This is a genomic window from Paludibacterium denitrificans (genome assembly GCF_009707705.1).
In the GTDB taxonomy this organism is placed as follows: Bacteria; Pseudomonadota; Gammaproteobacteria; order Burkholderiales; family Chromobacteriaceae; genus Paludibacterium_A; species Paludibacterium_A denitrificans.
The window spans coordinates 1,452,984-1,470,517 of the sequence record NZ_WLYX01000001.1 but is presented as its reverse complement, the minus strand read 5'-3'; the positions used below and the strand labels follow the sequence as shown (position 1 = coordinate 1,470,517).

The 17,534-nt window shown below is 63.6% G+C and carries 16 protein-coding genes and 7 pseudogenes; 12 read left to right on the top strand and 11 right to left on the bottom strand.

What is annotated here, in order from left to right:
• The first annotated feature begins 31 nt into the window (after positions 1–31).
• Positions 32–634 (top strand): hypothetical protein, encoded by a 603-nt coding sequence (locus tag GKE73_RS09775; RefSeq protein ID WP_230369467.1) that lies wholly within the window; start codon positions 32–34, stop codon positions 632–634.
• A gap of 185 nt (positions 635–819) precedes the next feature.
• Here GKE73_RS09775 and metH read toward each other — a convergent pair.
• Positions 820–4,534 (bottom strand): annotated as a pseudogene (metH, locus tag GKE73_RS23185) (methionine synthase).
• A 329-nt stretch (positions 4,535–4,863) separates the two neighbouring features.
• Here metH and GKE73_RS09755 point away from each other — a divergent pair.
• Positions 4,864–5,412 (top strand): substrate-binding periplasmic protein, encoded by a 549-nt coding sequence (locus GKE73_RS09755; protein WP_230369901.1) that lies wholly within the window; start codon positions 4,864–4,866, stop codon positions 5,410–5,412.
• A gap of 12 nt (positions 5,413–5,424) precedes the next feature.
• On the top strand, positions 5,425–6,078 hold the full coding sequence (locus GKE73_RS09750) for a YqiA/YcfP family alpha/beta fold hydrolase (protein WP_230369900.1): 654 nt from the start codon (positions 5,425–5,427) through the stop codon (positions 6,076–6,078).
• A 78-nt stretch (positions 6,079–6,156) separates the two neighbouring features.
• Here the strand turns inward: GKE73_RS09750 and GKE73_RS09745 are convergent, their stop codons facing one another.
• Complete coding sequence (locus tag GKE73_RS09745) at positions 6,157–6,312, bottom strand: hypothetical protein (protein WP_230371557.1); 156 nt, start codon at positions 6,310–6,312, stop codon at positions 6,157–6,159.
• On the opposite strand from GKE73_RS09745, the pseudogene GKE73_RS09740 reads away from it, so the two are divergent.
• The 7 genes and pseudogenes from GKE73_RS09740 to GKE73_RS09715 form a co-directional block, all read left to right on the top strand.
• Positions 6,262–6,366, top strand: a pseudogene (locus GKE73_RS09740) (quinone oxidoreductase); the annotation flags it as partial. The gene GKE73_RS09745 and the pseudogene GKE73_RS09740 sit on opposite strands and share 51 nt — an antisense overlap.
• Before the next feature lie 166 nt (positions 6,367–6,532).
• Positions 6,533–7,135, top strand: a complete 603-nt coding sequence (locus GKE73_RS09735) for a zinc-binding dehydrogenase (protein ID WP_312854556.1) — start codon at positions 6,533–6,535, stop codon at positions 7,133–7,135.
• 747 nt (positions 7,136–7,882) lie between these two features.
• Positions 7,883–8,169: pseudogene (locus tag GKE73_RS23180) on the top strand (response regulator); the annotation flags it as partial.
• Positions 8,167–8,607, top strand: coding sequence for a winged helix-turn-helix domain-containing protein (locus tag GKE73_RS09730; RefSeq protein WP_376767420.1), 441 nt, complete (start codon positions 8,167–8,169; stop codon positions 8,605–8,607). The pseudogene GKE73_RS23180 and the gene GKE73_RS09730, both read left to right, overlap by 3 nt.
• Positions 8,608–8,723: 116 nt before the next feature.
• Positions 8,724–9,473, top strand: a complete 750-nt coding sequence (locus GKE73_RS09725) for a HAMP domain-containing protein (RefSeq protein ID WP_230369899.1) — start codon at positions 8,724–8,726, stop codon at positions 9,471–9,473.
• Positions 9,448–9,717, top strand: coding sequence for an ATP-binding protein (locus tag GKE73_RS09720; RefSeq protein WP_230369898.1), 270 nt, complete (start codon positions 9,448–9,450; stop codon positions 9,715–9,717). Before GKE73_RS09725 ends, GKE73_RS09720 begins: the two co-directional genes overlap by 26 nt.
• Positions 9,718–9,764: 47 nt before the next feature.
• Positions 9,765–9,914, top strand: coding sequence for an ATP-binding protein (locus GKE73_RS09715; protein ID WP_230369897.1), 150 nt, complete (start codon positions 9,765–9,767; stop codon positions 9,912–9,914).
• Here the strand turns inward: GKE73_RS09715 and GKE73_RS09710 are convergent.
• The 5 genes and pseudogenes from GKE73_RS09710 to GKE73_RS23170 form a co-directional block, all read right to left on the bottom strand.
• Positions 9,892–10,464: pseudogene (locus tag GKE73_RS09710) on the bottom strand (methylated-DNA--[protein]-cysteine S-methyltransferase). The gene GKE73_RS09715 and the pseudogene GKE73_RS09710 sit on opposite strands and share 23 nt — an antisense overlap.
• A 34-nt stretch (positions 10,465–10,498) precedes the next feature.
• On the bottom strand, positions 10,499–10,786 hold the full coding sequence (locus GKE73_RS09705; protein ID WP_230369896.1) for a hypothetical protein: 288 nt from the start codon (positions 10,784–10,786) through the stop codon (positions 10,499–10,501).
• A 276-nt stretch (positions 10,787–11,062) separates the two neighbouring features.
• Entirely contained in the window at positions 11,063–12,187 is a 1,125-nt protein-coding gene (locus GKE73_RS09700) for an OmpP1/FadL family transporter (protein ID WP_230369895.1), read from the bottom strand.
• A 134-nt stretch (positions 12,188–12,321) separates the two neighbouring features.
• Positions 12,322–12,789 carry a benzoate/H(+) symporter BenE family transporter gene (locus GKE73_RS23175; RefSeq protein ID WP_312854416.1) on the bottom strand — a complete coding sequence of 156 codons (468 nt, stop codon included), beginning with the start codon at positions 12,787–12,789 and terminating at the stop codon, positions 12,322–12,324.
• Positions 12,786–13,538 (bottom strand): benzoate/H(+) symporter BenE family transporter, encoded by a 753-nt coding sequence (locus tag GKE73_RS23170; protein ID WP_280954865.1) that lies wholly within the window; start codon positions 13,536–13,538, stop codon positions 12,786–12,788. Before GKE73_RS23170 ends, GKE73_RS23175 begins: the two co-directional genes overlap by 4 nt.
• A 154-nt stretch (positions 13,539–13,692) precedes the next feature.
• On the opposite strand from GKE73_RS23170, the pseudogene GKE73_RS09690 reads away from it, so the two are divergent.
• Both GKE73_RS09690 and GKE73_RS09685 read left to right on the top strand, forming a co-directional pair.
• Positions 13,693–13,797 (top strand): annotated as a pseudogene (locus tag GKE73_RS09690) (hypothetical protein); the annotation flags it as partial.
• 151 nt (positions 13,798–13,948) lie between these two features.
• Positions 13,949–14,950: pseudogene (locus GKE73_RS09685) on the top strand (aminotransferase-like domain-containing protein); the annotation flags it as partial.
• 163 nt (positions 14,951–15,113) lie between these two features.
• On the opposite strand, the gene GKE73_RS23165 reads toward GKE73_RS09685, so the two are convergent.
• From GKE73_RS23165 to GKE73_RS09670, 4 genes and pseudogenes are all read right to left on the bottom strand, one after another.
• Positions 15,114–15,230, bottom strand: a complete 117-nt coding sequence (locus tag GKE73_RS23165; RefSeq protein WP_312854555.1) for a hypothetical protein — start codon at positions 15,228–15,230, stop codon at positions 15,114–15,116.
• Between the two features lie 37 nt (positions 15,231–15,267).
• Complete coding sequence (locus GKE73_RS23160) at positions 15,268–15,669, bottom strand: sensor histidine kinase (protein WP_280954864.1); 402 nt, start codon at positions 15,667–15,669, stop codon at positions 15,268–15,270.
• Positions 15,606–16,511 (bottom strand): HAMP domain-containing protein, encoded by a 906-nt coding sequence (locus GKE73_RS09675; protein WP_230369894.1) that lies wholly within the window; start codon positions 16,509–16,511, stop codon positions 15,606–15,608. The genes GKE73_RS23160 and GKE73_RS09675 overlap by 64 nt, the downstream gene beginning before the upstream one ends.
• Positions 16,512–16,513: 2 nt before the next feature.
• Positions 16,514–17,204, bottom strand: a pseudogene (locus GKE73_RS09670) (response regulator).
• Between the last annotated feature and the right edge of the window lie 330 nt (positions 17,205–17,534).

Sequence of the window (17,534 nt, the reverse complement as noted above, 5' to 3'; positions counted from 1 at the left end):
GGGGCATCCCAGTGGTAACGGCCTGTTGCCAATGATAAAGGACAGCCAAGCCACCTTTAGTGCCTTTGATCTGGCCGAGGATGGTACGTTGCGAGTGGCTTTTTACATTCGTAAAGCGAAATTGGCGGCAGGGATTGGTGAAGTGAAAGAGAGCACTTTGCTCTATAGCTTGCCATTAACCGCCCCGCTTGAGGAGCTGTCACACCGCTGGATGCAACCGGATATCGTACTGCCAAAGCAGTCCATCGTAGACATCAAAGCCTCGCGTGACGGCAGCCTGCATCTGATGGCCCTGCAAGGCCAGTTACCGCCAGAACGTGTGGCTGACGCTCCGCGTCGCACAGCGGCCTACGTACATTGGGCGAAAGGCAAAGAAGAGTTCCGCCATGTGTTTGAGCCACGCGTCATTCCCGGTGCGCTGTTTATCGGGCCACAGGATCAGTTAGTGCTGGCAGGAGACAGCCGCAAACCGGACCAGATCATGAGCGATTCGATTACCTTGGTCAGTACCGACAAAGGTCGTAAATGGGAGGAAACCGATGACGGGATGGCTTATGCCCGGTACTACGAGGCGGAAAAGAACCGGATCTGGAAGTACCAGTTTCATTCGTTGTATTGGCGTGAACTGAAATAAGTTGGGGGCATTCAGAAAACCAGCTGACCTGATAAGCATAGGTACTTATCAGGTCAGCTGGTTTTATTTTGACGAGCGCGGGAAACCTCAAGCATCAAGAGGCCATTGGAAGCACAAACGCCGCCAGGCACGCGGGATGCCAGACAATACAGCGGCCCCCGCTACAGAGCACAACTGGCTGCCACTCAGGCCTCGTAACCCAGATTGGGGGCCAGATCGCGTTCGGCCTGCTCCAGCGTCACACCACGGCGCAGCGCGTAGCTGGTGACCTGATCCTTTTCGATCTTGCCGACCCCAAAGTAACGCGATTCCGGATGGCTGAAGTAGAAGCCAGAGACCGCGGCGGTGGGCAACATGGCATAGCCTTCGGTCAGGGTCATGCCGATGCGTGGCGCGTCCAGCAGCTCGAACAGTTCTTTCTTGACCGTGTGATCCGGGCAGGCCGGGTAGCCGGGCGCCGGACGGATGCCGCGATATTTTTCGTCGATCAGCTCTTCATTATTCAACGCTTCGTCCGCGGCATAGCCCCAGAACTCGCGGCGCACGCGCTGGTGCATCAGCTCGGCAAAGGCTTCGGCCAGACGGTCGGCCAGCGCCTTGAGCAAGATGGCCGAATAGTCGTCGTTGGCTTCTTCAAAGCGTTTGACGTGCTCGTCGATGCCCAGACCGGCGGTGACGGCAAAGGCGCCGATATAGTCCTGCTTGCCGCTGTCGCGCGGCGCGATGTAATCGGCCAGCGCCCAGTCCGGCTTGCCATCGGCCTTGGGCAGTTGCTGGCGCAATCCCACCCAGGTCATCAGGCTGGCGCCGCTGTCGGGCGAGTAGATTTCGATATCGTCGTCGTTAACGCTGTTGGCCGGGAACAGGCCGATGACGGCGTTGGCGGTCAGCCAGTTTTCGTCGATGATCTGCTTGAGCATGGCTTGTGCGTCGGCCCACAGCGCGCGCGCCGATTCACCGACCACTTCGTCTTGCAGGATACGCGGGTAGCGGCCAGCCAATTCCCAGCTCTGGAAGAACGGCGTCCAGTCGATCTGTTGTGCGATTTCGGCCAACGGATAATGCTCGAAGCGGCGCACCCCCAGCCAGTTGGGCTTGGGCGGTGTGTAGCTGGCCCAGTCGGTGTGTTGTTTGTTCTGGCGGGCGTCGGCCAACGACAGCACTTTGCGTTGTTGCTTGTTGGCATGGCCTTCGCGCGCGCGCTGGTAGTCGGCGGCGATCTCGGCCACGAAGCCGTCGCGCAGCGTATCGGACAGCAGATTGGAACACACGCCGACGGCGCGGCTGGCGTCCGGCACGTAGACCACCGGCTGGTCATAATGCGGGGCAATCTTCACCGCGGTATGCACCTTGGAGGTGGTGGCGCCGCCAATCAGCAGCGGAATATCAAAGCCCGGCGCTGCATTTCCTTGGCGACATGGCTCATCTCTTCCAGGCTGGGGGTGATCAGGCCGGACAGGCCGATGATGTCGGCCTTGTGTTCGCGCGCGGCGTCCAGGATGGTCTGGCACGGCACCATCACGCCCAGATCGATCACCTTGTAGTTATTACAGCGCAGTACCACGCCGACGATGTTCTTGCCGATGTCGTGCACGTCGCCTTTCACCGTGGCCATGATGATCACGCCCTTGGTAAGCGCGTCGGCCAGCCCCATGCGGATTTTTTCTTCCTCGATGAACGGTTCCAGATGCGCCACGGCCGCCTTCATCACGCGCGCCGATTTCACCACTTGCGGCAGGAACATCTTGTTTAGCGCCAAACAGGTCGCCCACCACGTTCATGCCGTCCATCAGCGGGCCTTCGATCACGTGGATCGGGCGCTCGCTCTTGAGGCGCACTTCTTCGGTATCTTCAACGATATAGGTGGTGATGCCCTTGACCAGCGCGTGTTCCAGCCGTTTTTCGACCGGCAGTTCACGCCAGGCGAGGTCTTCGGTCTTTTTCTCGCCGCTGGCGTCGCCCTTGAAGCTTTCGGCCAACGTGATCAGCGCCTCGGTGGCGGCCATGCTGTCGTCGCCGCGCATCAGCACCACGTCTTCGATGCGCTCGCGCAGTACCGGGTCAACCTGATCGTACACTTCCAGTGCAAGCGGCTTGACGATGCCCATGGTCATGCCGCGCTGGATAGCGTGGTAGAGGAAGACGGCGTGGATGGCCTCGCGCACCTTGTTGTTACCGCGGAACGAGAACGACACGTTGGACACGCCGCCGGAAATCTTGGCATGCGGCAGGTGTTGCTTGATCCAGCCGGTGGCTTCGATGAAGTCGAGGCCGTAACGGGCGTGTTCTTCGATACCGGTGGCCACGGCAAAGACGTTGGGGTCGAAGATGATGTCTTCCGGCGGGAAGCCGACTTCGTCCACCAGGATGCGGTAGCTCTTTTCGCAGATTTCCACCTTGCGCGCGTAGGTATCGGCCTGACCGGCTTCGTCGAACGCCATCACGATCACGGCAGCACCGTAGCGGCGCAACAGGCGGGCCTGCTGCACGAACTTGTCCTTGCCTTCTTTCATCGAGATGGAGTTGACGATGCCCTTGCCCTGAATGCACTTCAGGTAGGCTTCGATCACGTCCCACTTGGAGCTGTCGATCATGATCGGCACGCGCGCGATGTCCGGCTCGGCGGCGATCAGGTTGAGGAAGCGCACCATGGCGGCGTGAGCGTCCAGCATGCCCTCGTCCATGTTGATATCGATGATCTGCGCGCCGTTTTCCACCTGCTGGCGCGCTACGTCCAGCGCGGTGGCATAGTCGCCATTGAGAATCAGCTTGGCAAAGGCGCGGCTGCCGGTGACGTTGGTACGCTCGCCAACGTTGACGAACAGGTCGTGGTCGCCGATGTTGAACGGCTCCAGCCCGGACAGGCGGCACTTGGCTTCGATCTGCGGCAGGCGGCGCGGCGCGATGCGGTTGACCGCCTGATGGATGGCGGCGATGTGTTCGGGTGTGGTGCCACAGCAGCCACCGATGATGTTCACCAGCCCGGCTTCGGCCCATTCCCGTACCGATTTGGCCATGTCTTCCGGCGTCAGGTCATAGCCGCCAAAGGCGTTGGGCAGGCTTAAGCGTTGGCGTGCACCGATACGTAGGTGGCCGACACGCGCGCCATTTCTTCCACATAGGGACGCAGCAAGTCCGGCCCCAGCGCGCAGTTGAGGCCAAAGCTCATGGCGTTGGCGTGCGCCAGACTGTTGTAGAAGGCCTCGGTGGTCTGGCCGGTGAGCGTGCGGCCGGACTGGTCGGTGATGGTGCCGGAAATCATGATCGGCAGACGCGGCGTTTCCGGGTGTGCGTCAAAGTACTGGTGAATGGCAAACACCGCCGCCTTGGCGTTGAGCGTATCGAAGATGGTTTCCACCAGCAGGAAATCCGCCCCGCCCTTGACCAGACCATCGATCGATTCGGTGTAACTTTCCACCAGCGCATCGAAAGTGACGTTGCGGTAACCCGGGTCGTTGACGTCCGGGCTGATGCTACAGGTGCGGTTGGTGGGGCCAAGAACGCTTAAGCACAGAAGCGCGGTTTGCCGGGGTTGGCCGAAGTGGCCTGCTGACACAACTCCTTGACCAGCTTGGCGGCCTGGTAGTTGATTTCCCACACCAGCTCTTCCATGTGGTAGTCCGCCATGGCGATGGAAGTGGCGTTGAAGGTGTTGGTTTCGATGATGTCGGCACCGGCATCCAGATAGGCCTGATGAATGCCGCCGATCACGTCCGGCCGGGTCAGCACCAGCAGGTCGTTATTGCCTTTCACGTCACACCGCCAGTCGGCAAAACGTTCACCCCGATAATCGGCCTCCGTCAGTTGGTGGCGCTGGATCATGGTGCCCATGCCGCCATCCAGAATCAGGATACGTTGGGCAAGCTGGGCATAAACGGGGTGGGCAGTGGTCGTGGTCATGGCAAGTGGGTATTTTTGTCTAAAACGTAAAATGACCGTAAAGTCAGCCAAGCATCTTACCATCCGCCGCCCGGTGCACTAAGAGCATAAAACGATAAAAATAGAAAGAAGCCCATGTTTGCATTGAAAAAACCCGCTCTCGCTCTGCTGTTTGGCCTGTTGACCTCCCCTCTCTGTCTGGCGGGTGGCGTGCTGAAGATCGGCGTCACCGATGCCGATGCACCGCCCATCGTGGAGCTGGCGGCCGACGGGCACACGCTGCGGGGCGGGCTGTCACGCGAACTGGGCGACGCGCTGGCGGCGCAATTGCACATGACGCCGGAGTACCGGTGCTGGCGCGCAAACGGATTGAACCGATGGTGGAAAGCGGGCGCATCCACATCGTCTGCAATGCCAATCCGGAATGGTATGGCAACGCCACCGGGCTGCTCTGGAGCCACGAGTTGTATCCGCAAGTGGAACGTGCCATTTCGCTGCACGACCTGCCGGACATCCACAAGGCGGAGGAGCTGGAAGGCAAACGCATCGGCACCATCTTTGGCTACAACTACCCGACGCTGGAGCGGCTGTGGGCCAGCGGCCGCAGCAGCCGGGTGGAAGAAGCCAAGCAGGAACTTCTGCTCAAATCACTGCAAAAACAGCTCACCAATGTTGCCATTAATTCCGAGCTGGAATTTGCCCGGTGGGCGCGCAACCACCCGCACGACGCGCGCGATTTCAAGCTGCACCCGCTGGTGGTGACCTCGATGCCCACCATGTGCGCCGTGTCGCCGCACGCGCCGCTGTCGCTGGCGCGGCTGAATCAGGCGATCGATGCACTGCACCGCCGCGGCACCTTGCAGGCCATCCTGAAACGCTACCAGTGGCAGGCGCGTTAACACAGCGCCAGCTTGCTTTTCGCACTGCTCTCGCCCACGCTGAAGTACCGACATTCTGACGAAGGCACCATCATGCATCTGGTTTTCCTGCATGGCTTCAACTCCAGCCCCCAGTCGCTGAAGGCGCGTGAAACAGCGGCCTATCTCGTCCAGCACGCACCGGACGTCACCTTTCATTGCCCGCAACTGTCGCCGCATCCGGCCGACGCCTTGCAGGCACTGGAAACCCTGCTGGTAAGCCTGCCCGCCGATACCGTGCTGATCGGCAGTTCGCTCGGCGGCTTTTACGCCACCTGGTTGGCCGAACAGCATGGCCTGCGCGCCATTCTGATCAACCCGGCGGTGCGGCCGTATCACTTGCTCAGTACTTATCCGGGCGAGCAAATCCATCCTTATACCGGCGAGCACTACACGTTGACCGACGATGACATGCACACCTTGCGGGCACACCGGGCCAAGCAGATATCGCCCAACCGCTACTGGGTGATTCTGGGCAGCGGCGACGAAGTGCTGGACTGGAAAGAAGCGGTACGTCGTTATGACGGCAATCGCCTGACCGTATTCAACGGCGACGACCACCGTCTGGCGCGCTGGCCCGAATGCCTGCCGGATGTGCTGGCACGGGCGCTGGCCGCCCCGGCAACGGAACAGACTGTTCCGGCCTGAGCCTTGCGGCCTGCCCGCCAACGCCACACACTAGCTGCCTGCCCGTGCGGTGCCTGACACCGCCGGTTAACACACTGTTCAGGAGACTGCGTTATGAGCCATGCCATCCGTTTTCACCAGACCGGCGGTCCGGAAGTGCTGTCCTACGAAGCCGTGAGCGTGGGTGAGCCCGGCCCCGGCGAAGTGCGCCTGCGCCACACCGCCATCGGCATCAATTTCATCGACACCTATCAACGTGGCGGCCTGTATCCGGTTGCCCTGCCCTCCGGCCTTGGTCAGGAAGCCGCCGGGGTGGTGGACGCCGTGGGTAGCGGCGTGGAAAACGTCGCGGTGGGCGACCGCGTGGCTTACGCCGGCAGGCCCGCTGGGCGCCTACAGCACGCACCGGCTGATTTCGGCCAACCTGCTGGTGAAACTGCCGGACGGCATCAGCGACGACGTGGCCGCCAGCATCATGCTGCAAGGCATGACCGTGGAATACCTGATTCGCCGCACCTACGCCGTGCAGCCGGGCCAGACCGTGCTGTGGCATGCCGCCGCCGGTGGCGTTGGCCAGATTGCGGTGCAATGGCTGAACGCGCTGGGCGTCAAGGTGATCGGCACCGTCGGCTCCACCGCCAAGGCAGAACTGGCGGCCAAACTGGGCTGCTGGCATGTGATCAACTATTCCACCGAGAACGTGGTGGAACGCGTGCGGGAACTCACCGGCGGCAAGGGCGTGCCGGTGGTGTATGACTCGGTCGGCAAGAGCACCTTCGACATGTCGATCAACAGCTTGGCGCCGCGCGGCATGTTCGTCAGCTTTGGCAATGCCTCTGGCGCCGTACCGCCGTTTGAACCGCTGCTGCTGTCGCAAAAAGGCTCGCTGTTCTTCACCCGACCCAAGCTGGGCGATTACATCGCCACCCGCCCGGAACTGGAAGAATCCGCTCAGGCACTGTTCGAGCGGGTACTGGTAATTACGACATCAAGGCCGGGCCGTCGCACCGTTATGCGCTGGCCGACGTGGCGCAGGCACACCGCGATCTGGAAGGTCGCAAGACCACCGGTTCGCTGATCCTGTTGCCTTAAGCCCGCCACACCGCACCAGAACGACAAAGGGTTGGCCGAATATGGCCAACCCTTTGTTATGACGGCAGACAGCGCGCTGGATTCAGTCGTTCTGCTGCTGGAATTTTTTAAGCGGTCACGCCAGAAATTGCGTTTGCCCGGCGGCGGTGCCTCCGGCCCGGCACCCGGCCAGTCGCCCCCGGCGTGCGGCCGCGGCCGCCCCTGCATGGCGCGCCGCGCCTCGGTTAGTACGACAAATCACCTTCCTGCACCGCCTCTTTCAGACGCAGATTACGCAAGCGGCGGTTTTCCCGCCCGGGACGCCCCGGCTCATGCCCCATCGTCGAGCGGCTGCCCGTCACTGGCCAGCGTCTGCAGCCGTGACGGCAACAACCCCGCCCACGCGGCCGGACGCCATCTTCCCGCGCCCCACGCCCATTGCTAAGGCCTGCGCGCACACTGTATGCGAGGCCAGCAAGGCTGCCAGCACCGCTGCAAATACCTGATGCTTCATGGTTGCATTCTATCCTGTCGGTCTGCGGGCTGCCACGCGCTCGCGCCGGGCGGCCGGGAGGGCCATGATTGGGGGAACGCTCAAATTTTAGGCAGATGGCGTTGCGTATCCATGTGGCGCCCGGCGGCAAATGTTAATTTATGTAAACAGCGTTGTGCCGCGACACAGTTGTTCACACCGCCCTTCACGGCCGCCGCGCCGACGCGTTAAGCTGGGCACCGCTGCCAAAGGACAACCCTCATGGAACACAACCGGATTCTTGTCGTTGACGACGACGCCAAACTGCGCGAACTGCTGACGCGCTACCTGACGCAACAGGGCTACGTGGTGGAAACCCTGCCCGATGCCAAGGATATCGACCGCAAGCTGGCACGCAACCGCCCGGACCTGATGGTGCTGGACGTGATGATGCCGGGTGAAGACGGGCTGGCCGTGGTGCGCCGCCTGCGCGCCCGGGCGAAAGCCTGCCGGTGATCATGCTGACCGCGCGCGGCGAGGACATCGATCGCATTCTCGGGCTGGAAATGGGCGCCGACGACTACCTGCCCAAACCGTTCAACCCGCGCGAACTGACCGCGCGCATCCAATCGGTGCTGCGCCGCCACCATGCCACACCGGCGCTGTCGGCACGCCACGATGCCGACGACAAAGTGGAATTCGGCGACTTTGCCCTGCACCTTGGCCGACGCGAGCTGACACGGCAGGATCAGCCGATGCCGCTGACCAGCGCCGAATTTGCCGTGCTGTCGGTGCTGGTCAGCCACCCGCGCCGCCCGCTGACCCGTGAACAGCTGATGGAAATGGCGCTGGGCAAGGGCAATGGAGAATCGCTCGACCGCAGCATCGACGTGCACATCTCGCGCCTGCGCAAGGCGCTGGAAACCGGCGACAGCGCACTGCGCTACATCCAGACGGTGTGGGGTTACGGTTATGTCTTCGTGCCGGACGGCACGCCGCGGGAGTAAGCGGTGCGCAAACTGACCGGCTCGCTATTCTTCCGTCTGGCCGTACTGGTGCTGCTGGTGGTGCTGACCACGCAGTTCTTCACGCTGTGGCTGGCCGACACGAACGCCACAAGCTGATGGACAAGCAGCTGTACGCGCAGGTGGTGGATACGCTGGCGTTTCTGGAAGGCTCGATGGAGGATCTGAGCCAGTCGGAACGCACCGATTTTCTGGCCAACTACAACCGTCCCGGCGTCCCGCGCCTGTTGCCGCCCCAAGCCGCCGACGGGGTGGAATTTGGCAGCAGCGTGCCGCGCCTCGGGCAGGCGTTGGCCGAACGGCTGACCCATGTGCTGGGCGAGCCGGTGACGGCGCGCATGGCGCATGTCGAGGACCGGCGCGAGCTATGGGTCAGCGTGCATGTGCTGGCCGAACCGTACTGGCTGGTGATTCCGTTTGGCCGCTACAGCGACCAGCATGATTCGGTGATCATGGCCGCCATTCTGGCCGCGCTGGTGGCCACGCTGCTGGCCTCGGTGGTGGCCTGGCGCATTACCCGACCGATCAGCAAGGTGGTGCGCGCCAGCCGTCAGCTGGGTGCTGGCACCACGCCAGCGCCGCTGGCAGAAGAAGGTCCGCTGGAAGTGCAGGCACTGGCGCGCGGCTTCAACCGCATGGCGCAGTCGCTGGATAGTGCCGCGCGCGAACGGCGGCTGATGCTGGCCGGGCTGTCACACGACCTGCGCACGCCGCTCACCCGCCTGAAACTGACGGTGGAGCTGCAGGACGACACGCCGGACAAGCCGGACATGCTGTCCGACATCGACGAGCTGTCCCGCATCGTGCAGCAGTTCATCGACTTTGCCCGCGCCGAGGGAAATCAGTAGGCGCGAGCCGGTAGGATTGGCCGAACTGGCCGACAACGTGGTGTCGCGCTTTGCCCGCAACGGCATGGACGTGACGCTGCAACGCGAGGCCGAACCGGAACTGCAGGGCGATGCGCTGGCGCTGGAGCGCTTGCTGTCGAACCTGCTGGAAAACGCCCGCCGCTACGGCCAGCCACCGGTGACGGTGCAGGTGGCACAGCAGGATCAGCAAGCGGTGTTAAGCGTCATCGACCACGGTGCTTAAGCATTCCGGCGGCGCAGCGCAGTGCCGCGCTGGCGCCGTTTGAAAGGTTGGCCGAACATCGTGGCACCGACGGCGGCAGCGGGCTGGGGCTGGCCATCGTGTCGCGCGTGGTGAAACAGCACCACGGCACGCTGGCGTTTGAAGACGAGGCCGATGGCGGCTTCCGCATCCGCATCACCTTGCCGCTGGACCATTGACATCCTCCGCAGCCCGGCACGCCCGGGCGGCTTCCCAACCGATCAAATCCACCTTGCGCTCCGCGCCCCAGCGGTACGCCCCGAGCACGCCCTCGGCGCGGATCACGCGGTGACAGGGAATCAGCCAGGCCACCGGGTTGGCACCCACCGCCGTGCCCACCGCCCGGACGGCCGACGGTTAGCCGATGGCTTCGGCCAACTGGCCGTAGCTGACCAAGTGGCCATAGGGAATCGCCAGCAAAGCGCGCCACACCTGAATCTGGAAATTGCTGCCCTGCACGCGCAACGCCAACGGCGTGGCCACGCGGGCCGACAACGGTTCGAACAACCGGTCGGCCAGTGCCTGCCCGGCGCCCGGCTGGTGCTGGAAGCGGGCATTCGGCCAACGTTGGCGTAGCTGCGCCAGCGCTTCGTGCTCATCGGCAACAAACTGCAGGGCACACAGGCCGCGCGCGGTGGTGGCGATCAGTAGCGGGCCAAACCGGCTGGTAGCCACGCTCCATGTCAGCTGCAGCGCCGCGCCACCGTGCTGGTATTCCCCCGGCGTCATCGCCTCCAGCGTGACAAACAGATCGTGCAGGCGGCTAGCGCCAGACAGCCCCAGTTCGTGTGCCAGCGGCAATACCGCCGCCCCGGCCGCCAGCCGCACTTTGGCGGCTTCGCAGGTAATCTGCTGCAAAAAGCGCTTGGGGCTGACGCCTAGCCCAGCGGGTGAACAGCCGTTGCAGATGGGCTTCCGACAGCGCCAGCTCGGCGGCCAGTTCGGCCAGTGTCGGTTGCTGATCGGCATGCGCCACCAGATAGCGGATGGCCGCGCGGATACGCTGGTAATCGCGCTCACCGGCGGTATCGGGGCTGGCAACTAAGGTCATGGCAATCTCCTTGTCGCCAGAGTGTAGGCAACTCCCCCGCGCTTGGCGACCCGATTCTTGCGCACCGGTCACCCGGCCCGTCGGCATAAAAAAACCGCCCGGGCAACGGGCGGTTTGGCAACGTCAAGGTTGGCCGAATAATCAGAACTTCCAGCCGTAGGACACGCCCCAGACGTTTTCCGACAGGCTGACATCCGCCTCGCCGCCACCGAAGCTAAACCGGAATCGACTGGTTGCCACGTACGGTTTTCTTGAAACCATGGGTATAGGCCACGCTCAACTCGCCGCTCTTGCTCGGCTTCCGGTCGCGCCCAGCGACACATGGTTTTGCACCACGCCCGGCGCCAGCACGTTGAACAAGGTCTGGCTGCTGGGCACCGGCTGATCGGCATGGCTATAGCCGCCACGCAGCGTCAGGGTGTCGGACAGGTCGTAGCTCGCGCCCGGGCGGTAGACGTTGATGTCCTTCCAGCCAAAGCCGGGGCCGCCGCTGCTGCCCAGCGCCTGACCTTGCAGCAAGCCATTGATCGGGTTGCCCACTGCGCTCACGTCGCTATACAGAATGCGCTGCACTTCGGTGGCCAGCGTCAGGCGCGGCGTGGCTTTATAGGTGAGGCCGACGCCGTAGTTTTCCGGAATATCGAAACCACCCTGATCGGCAAACAGGCCCTTGTACTTGTCGAACTTGCCCATGCGGGTGCGTGACGACCAGGTTGCCCCCAGCGTGATGTCCGGGGTGATCTGGCCGGTCCAGCCCAAGCGCACACCGGCGCCGGTGGAGGAATCATGCTGGTTGCTGGTGACAGCATTGGGGTCAGCCGAGAATCCGGGCTGGGCAAACGGCTGCAGGCCCTTGGCGGTGAACTGCTGGTAAGCCAGATTGATGCCGATGCCGATCGAGTTGCTGTCGTTCACCTTCCAGGCCAGCGACGGGGTGATGAACAGCTGCGACAGGTCCACCCCCGCGCTGCCCTGCGCACCGATCGCGGCAAACGGGTTGCGTTTGTAGTCGGTGTTCATGCCGCCATTGCCATACACCGCCAGACCAAAACCGAGGCTCGGCGACAGCTGGCGGGTATAGCCAAATTCCGGAATATAAAACTGGCGGGTATCGTTACCGTCGTAATGGCCATTCAGGCCATAGCCGTTGCCGTGAATGTCGGACGAGCGTTCCGGCGTGAACACGTTGATGCCCAGATCAAGACGATCCCCCACCCATGCCACCCCGGCCGGGTTGGCAGCGGCAGCCAGCGAATCTTGCGGCAGCGCAATGCCGATGCCGACAATGCCTTCGGCTTTGACACCGTAGCCATGAGCAAAATAGCCGTTGGTGGCCAGAGCGGCCGAGGAGGCCAGAGTGGCCAGCGCACCGGCAACCAGCAGGGACAGGGTGGGTTTCATGTGGGCACCTGATATAGCGAAAATAGTCAGGCGCCCATGATAACTAAGAATCAAAAAGAATAAAGTAAAAATATAATATAAATAACTGAAATATGGTTATATAGCTAAGGCTATCTTGGCCAAGTTATTTATAATCATGGCTTTACTACGCTGCCCCCGTGCCCTCCGGCTGTTTTTCGGCCAACCTTGCTGTGTAGCAAGAACGACACCGTGCCACCGGCCAGCATGGCCCACAGCGGCGCACCCAAACCGCCAATGGTGATGCCGGAAGCCGCCACCACAAAAGTCAGCAACGCCGCCTCGCGATGCGCCGCATCGGTCAGCGCCGAAGTCAGCGACGACGCCAGCGTGCCAAACAACGCCAGCCCCGCCGCCGTCACCACCAGCGCCTTGGGCAGGCTCAGAATCAGCCCGGCCAGCGCTCCGCCCACCAGCCCCAGCAGGATATACAGCACGCCACACACCACACCGGCCATGTAGCGCCGTTGCGGATCGGGATGCGCTTCCGTGCCGGTACAAATGGCAGCGGTAATGGCCGCCAGCACCACCCCGTGGCTACCGAACGGCGCGGTCAGCATCGACGTTGCGCCCAGCACCGTCACCGGCGAGCGGGCTTAGGCAGGTGATAGCCGGAGGCATTCAGCACCGCCATGCCCGGCATGAACTGGCCGGTCAACGCCACCAGCGTCAGCGGCAGGGCGATATTGCCAAAGGCGCTCCACGACCATTGCGGCGTGGTCCACAACGGGCCACTGGCACCGTGGCTGGCGGCAGCCGGAACAAACAACCCCTGCCCGGCGGCGATGGTCAGCCCGAGCACAATCGCCAGTGGCAAGGCATAACGCGGAAAGAAACGGCGGCCCGGGAAAAACAGCAAGGCCATTGGCACCACCAGCAGCGCATTCTGCGCCGCCGCCCCGGCCAGTTCCGCCACAAAGCGGAACAGGATGCCGCCCAACATGGCGGCGGCCAGCGCGGCCGGAAAGTGGCGCATCAACCGGTCAAACAGGCCGGTCACGCCGATCAGCGTAATCAGCAGCGCCGAGGCCAGAAACGCCCCCACCGCCGCCGGATACGGCGTGCCGGGCAACGCCGCCAGCAGCAAGGCCGCGCCCGGCGTCGACCAGGCGGTAATCACCGGCATTTTCCAGCGCAACGACAGCCACAGCCCGGCCACGCCCGAGCCAACGGAAATGGCCCACACCCACGAGCCAAGCTGGCTGGCCGACAGCCCGGCCGACTGCGCGGCGTGCACGATGATGAGAAACGGGCCGGAATAGCCCACCAGCAACGCCAGCACGGCGGCCAGCACTACCGATGGCGACAGATCACGCCAGGCAAACAGCGACATGGCATTCCTCCATGAATAATCATGGCCACACCGTAGCAAAACCGGGCGCCGCTGCCTTCACACAGCCGGGTAAACAGCTTAGCATGCTTAAGCAATCTGTTCTATATAACAGCCATGACCACCACTCCGCTTTACCTGCACATCGTAGCACGAGTTGCAAGCGCGGCTGGATAACGGCGAATTTCCGCCCGGTTGCCGCCTGCCGTCGCTGCGCACGCTGGCACAGCATTACCGCGTCAACGTGCTGACCGTACTGGCCGCCTATCGCCAGCTGGAACAACAGCAACGGGTGGTGGCGCGGCCACGTGCCGGGTTCTACGCCGCCCTGCCCGGCGCCAGCAGCCGCCAGACCCAGACACCCGCCGTGCCGCTGCCTTCGCCCGCCGCACTGGGTAAACGTCAGCAGCCGCATGTCGACGCTGATCCAGCTCTCCAGTTCCGCCATCCAGTACCAGCTGCACATGGCCGAGGCGGTGAGCGAGCTCTACCCGACCCAGGAACTGGCGCAGCAACTGCAACAGGCGCTGCTGCGCCAGCCAACGCTGATCGACACCCATCTGTCGCCGCAGGACCAGCAACAGCTGCACCGCGAAATCACCCGGCTGGCCGCCAGCTGGCAACTGGAGTTGGCCGAAAACCAGATTCTGGTGACGCACGGCATCACCGAAGCCATCAGTCTGGCGCTGCGTCACCTCACTCGCCCCGGCGATACCGTGGCGGTGGAAACGCCGGTGTACTTCGGCCTGCTGCAAACGCTGGAAAGCCTTGGGCTGAAGGCGCTGGAAATCCCCTGCACGCCGGATAGCGGGCTGTCACTGGAAGCGCTGGAATTTGCCCTGCGCCACGGCCCGGCGGTGAAGTGTCTGGTGTGCGTGCCCAACTTCCAGAACCCCACCGGCGCGCTGATGCCGGACGAACACAAGAAGCGGCTGCTGGCGCTGGCGCGGCGCCACGGCGTGACGGTGATCGAGGATGATGTGTTTGGCGACCTGTACTTCGGCCAACAGCGGCCAACGCCGCTCAAGGCGTGGGACCGCGACGGCGACGTGATCTACTGCGCCTCGTTTACCAAGAGCTTTGCCCCGGCGTTCCGGCTGGGCTGGCTGTCCGGCGGGCGCCACCACGCCGCGCTCACCCGGCTGCGCGACAGCAGCAGTCTGGCGGCATCCTCGCTGTTGCAACGGGTGCTGGCCGACGCCCTGACCAGCGGCGAATACGCCCGCCGCAGCGCCCGGCTGCGCCAACAGCTAGCGCAGCAAATGCAGCAGCTGGCCGACGCGGTGCTGGCCGCTTTCCCGCACGGTACGCAGGTCCGCCGGCCGCAAGGCGGCATGCTGCTGTGGGTGCAGGGGCCGGAGGCGCTGGACAGCAACCAGCTGTTGCAGCGCGCGTTGCAGCAGTCGATCAGCTTTGCGCCGGGCGTGGTGTTTTCTGCCGAACCACGCTTTAACCACTGTCTGCGCCTGAAGTTCGGCCAACCCCGGTCGCCGGGGCTGGCCGATGCCATCGCCACGCTGGGGCGGCTGGCGCGCGAACAACTGGTAAGCCGCGTAAGCCGTCAGCGCAGGCAGGGACTCAGGGGTTGGCCGAAACGACGTCAGGCGGGCGTGCCAGCGGTAGCTCCAGCGTCACTTCCAGCCCGCCCGCAGGCCGGTTACGGGCGTAGATCCGGCCGTGATGCGCCTCGACCACCCGCCGCGCAATCGCCAGCCCCAGACCATAACCACGGTCATCCGGCTAGGCTGGCGTGGCGGAAAAACGGCTCAAAAATGCTGTCCAGCTGCGCGGCTGGCACGCCCGGCCCCCGGTCGCTGATCACCACGTGCACCCACCCCGGTTGTTCGGCACATGACGTCACCTCGATCAAGATGGTGCTGCCCGGCGCGCTATGACGGATGGCGTTACGCAGCACATTTTCCACCGCCCGCCGCAACAGCTCCGGCTGTATCCATACCGACACCTCCTGCTCCATCTGCAACAACGGCTGGACGTCATGCGCCGCCGCCTCGAAGCGCGCGTCCGCCAGCAAGGGCGTCAGGAATGCGCGCAAGCTGACGGCTTCCCGACTCAGCGCCGCGCCCTCGGCATCCAGCCGCGCCAGCGCCAGCAACTCGCCCACCAGCTTGTCCATGCGATGGGCCTCGCGCTCCATGCGCTCCAGCCGGTGTCCAGTTTGTCCGGCTGTTGCCGCGCCAGCTCCACCGCCACCGCCAGCCGCGCCAGTGGCGAACGCAATTCGTGCGAAACATCGTGCAGCAGCCGTTTCTTGTCTTCCATCAGCCGCGACAACTGGCTGGCCACGCGGTCGAATTCACGCCCAAGGTCGGCCAGTTCATCGCGCTGCCGCCCCAGCTGCGCGGTGAGGTTCACCGCCAGATCGCCCTCGGCCACCGATTGAAACGCCTGCTGCAACAGGCGGATCGGGCGCGACAGGTAGCGCGCCAGCAAGGCGCCCATGATCAGGCTCACCAGCATGCCCACCGCCAGCGGAATCCACGGAAAATCATGCGGCCGCGGCGGGGGCAACGCGCCACGCGCCAAGGGGGCGACAGGAGGCGGGCCACCGGCGCCCAGCAGGAAACCACCCGGCAATAATGGCGGGGGCGGCAGGCGCATCACCAGCCGGAAATTCTGCCCCTGCTGTGTGCGCACCCACTGCTGCGCCCAGCCCGGATCGGTTGGGCTGAGGGCGGGCACCGGCCGCCCCAGCAGGTCTTGCTGCTGTTCATTCAGCGCATACACCAGCGGCAGCGGCGCGCGTGACCAGCTGGTCAGCAAGGTACGCAATGCCGGTTCGCCACCTTGCTGCAGGGTCACCACCGCCACTTCCAGCAAGGCGTGCTCACGCTGCAAATGTTGCGTCTGGCTGGCCACCGTGCGGTGTTTAAGCCAGAACGCCACGCCAACGCCCAGCCCGGTGGCGATTTGCGTCAGCCACAGAATGAAAAACAGCTTCCAGAACAGGCGGCCCATGCTCAACCCTTGAGAAACTGATAACCGCGCCGCACCACGGTCTGGATGCAACAGCGGCCGTCCGGCAGCAACCCCAGCTTCTGGCGGATGCTGCTGACATGCACGTCGATGCTGCGATCAAAGCGTGCCAGCGGTTTACCAGCGCGTGGCGCGACAGGTCCTGTTTGCTCACTGGCTGGCTTAAGCATGGCGCACCAGCATTTCCAGCAGGCTGAATTCGGTACTGGTCAGCGTCAGCGGCTGCCCTTGCCAACTGGCGCGGCGTTCGCCCGACCAGATCTGCAACGGCCCCTCGCGCAAGCTGTCACCGCCCTGCGGCACGCTGACCGGGCCAGCGCTGCGGCGCAGAATCGCGCGGATGCGGGCAATCAGTTCGCGCGGGGTACACGGTTTGGCCACATAGTCATCGGCGCCCAATTCCAGCCCCACCACCCGGTCCATGTCGTCGCCCTTGGCCGTGAGCATGATGACCGGCAACGCGCTGTGCTGGCGCACGCGGCGCAGCACTTCGATACCGCTAAGGCCGGGCATCATCACGTCCAGCACCATCAGTTCCACCTCGCCGGACAGCGCCCGCGCAATGCCGCGTTCTCCCTCATGTTCCACCGTCACCTCACAGCCCTCACCTTGCAGATAGGTCTGCAGCATGTCGGCCAACTCGATATCGTCATCCACCAGCAAAATCTTGGGCATCGCCTTCACACTCTCATCATGATGGGCTGGCCACCGCGCCAGCCGCCCTTCCGTTCACGCTTCGGCCAACCTGCCCCGGCACCGCACGGCAAACTTTGCCGCTAACCGCTGAAACTGGCTGCCCGGACCGGCGCCAGTGCATGGCAAACGGCGCGTTGGCTAGCGTTTTCCGCCCCCGACCGGCAGCGGCAATTCTTGCCGTCCGCCCTGATCTGGCAAGGGTTTAGCCTGCTCGCACACCCCCTTGGCCGCCCATAGGGTAGCCAAATGGCGTGGCCCGCCGTGACTCTTAACATTTCTTTACATCAGCTAACCCAACTTTACCCGCCG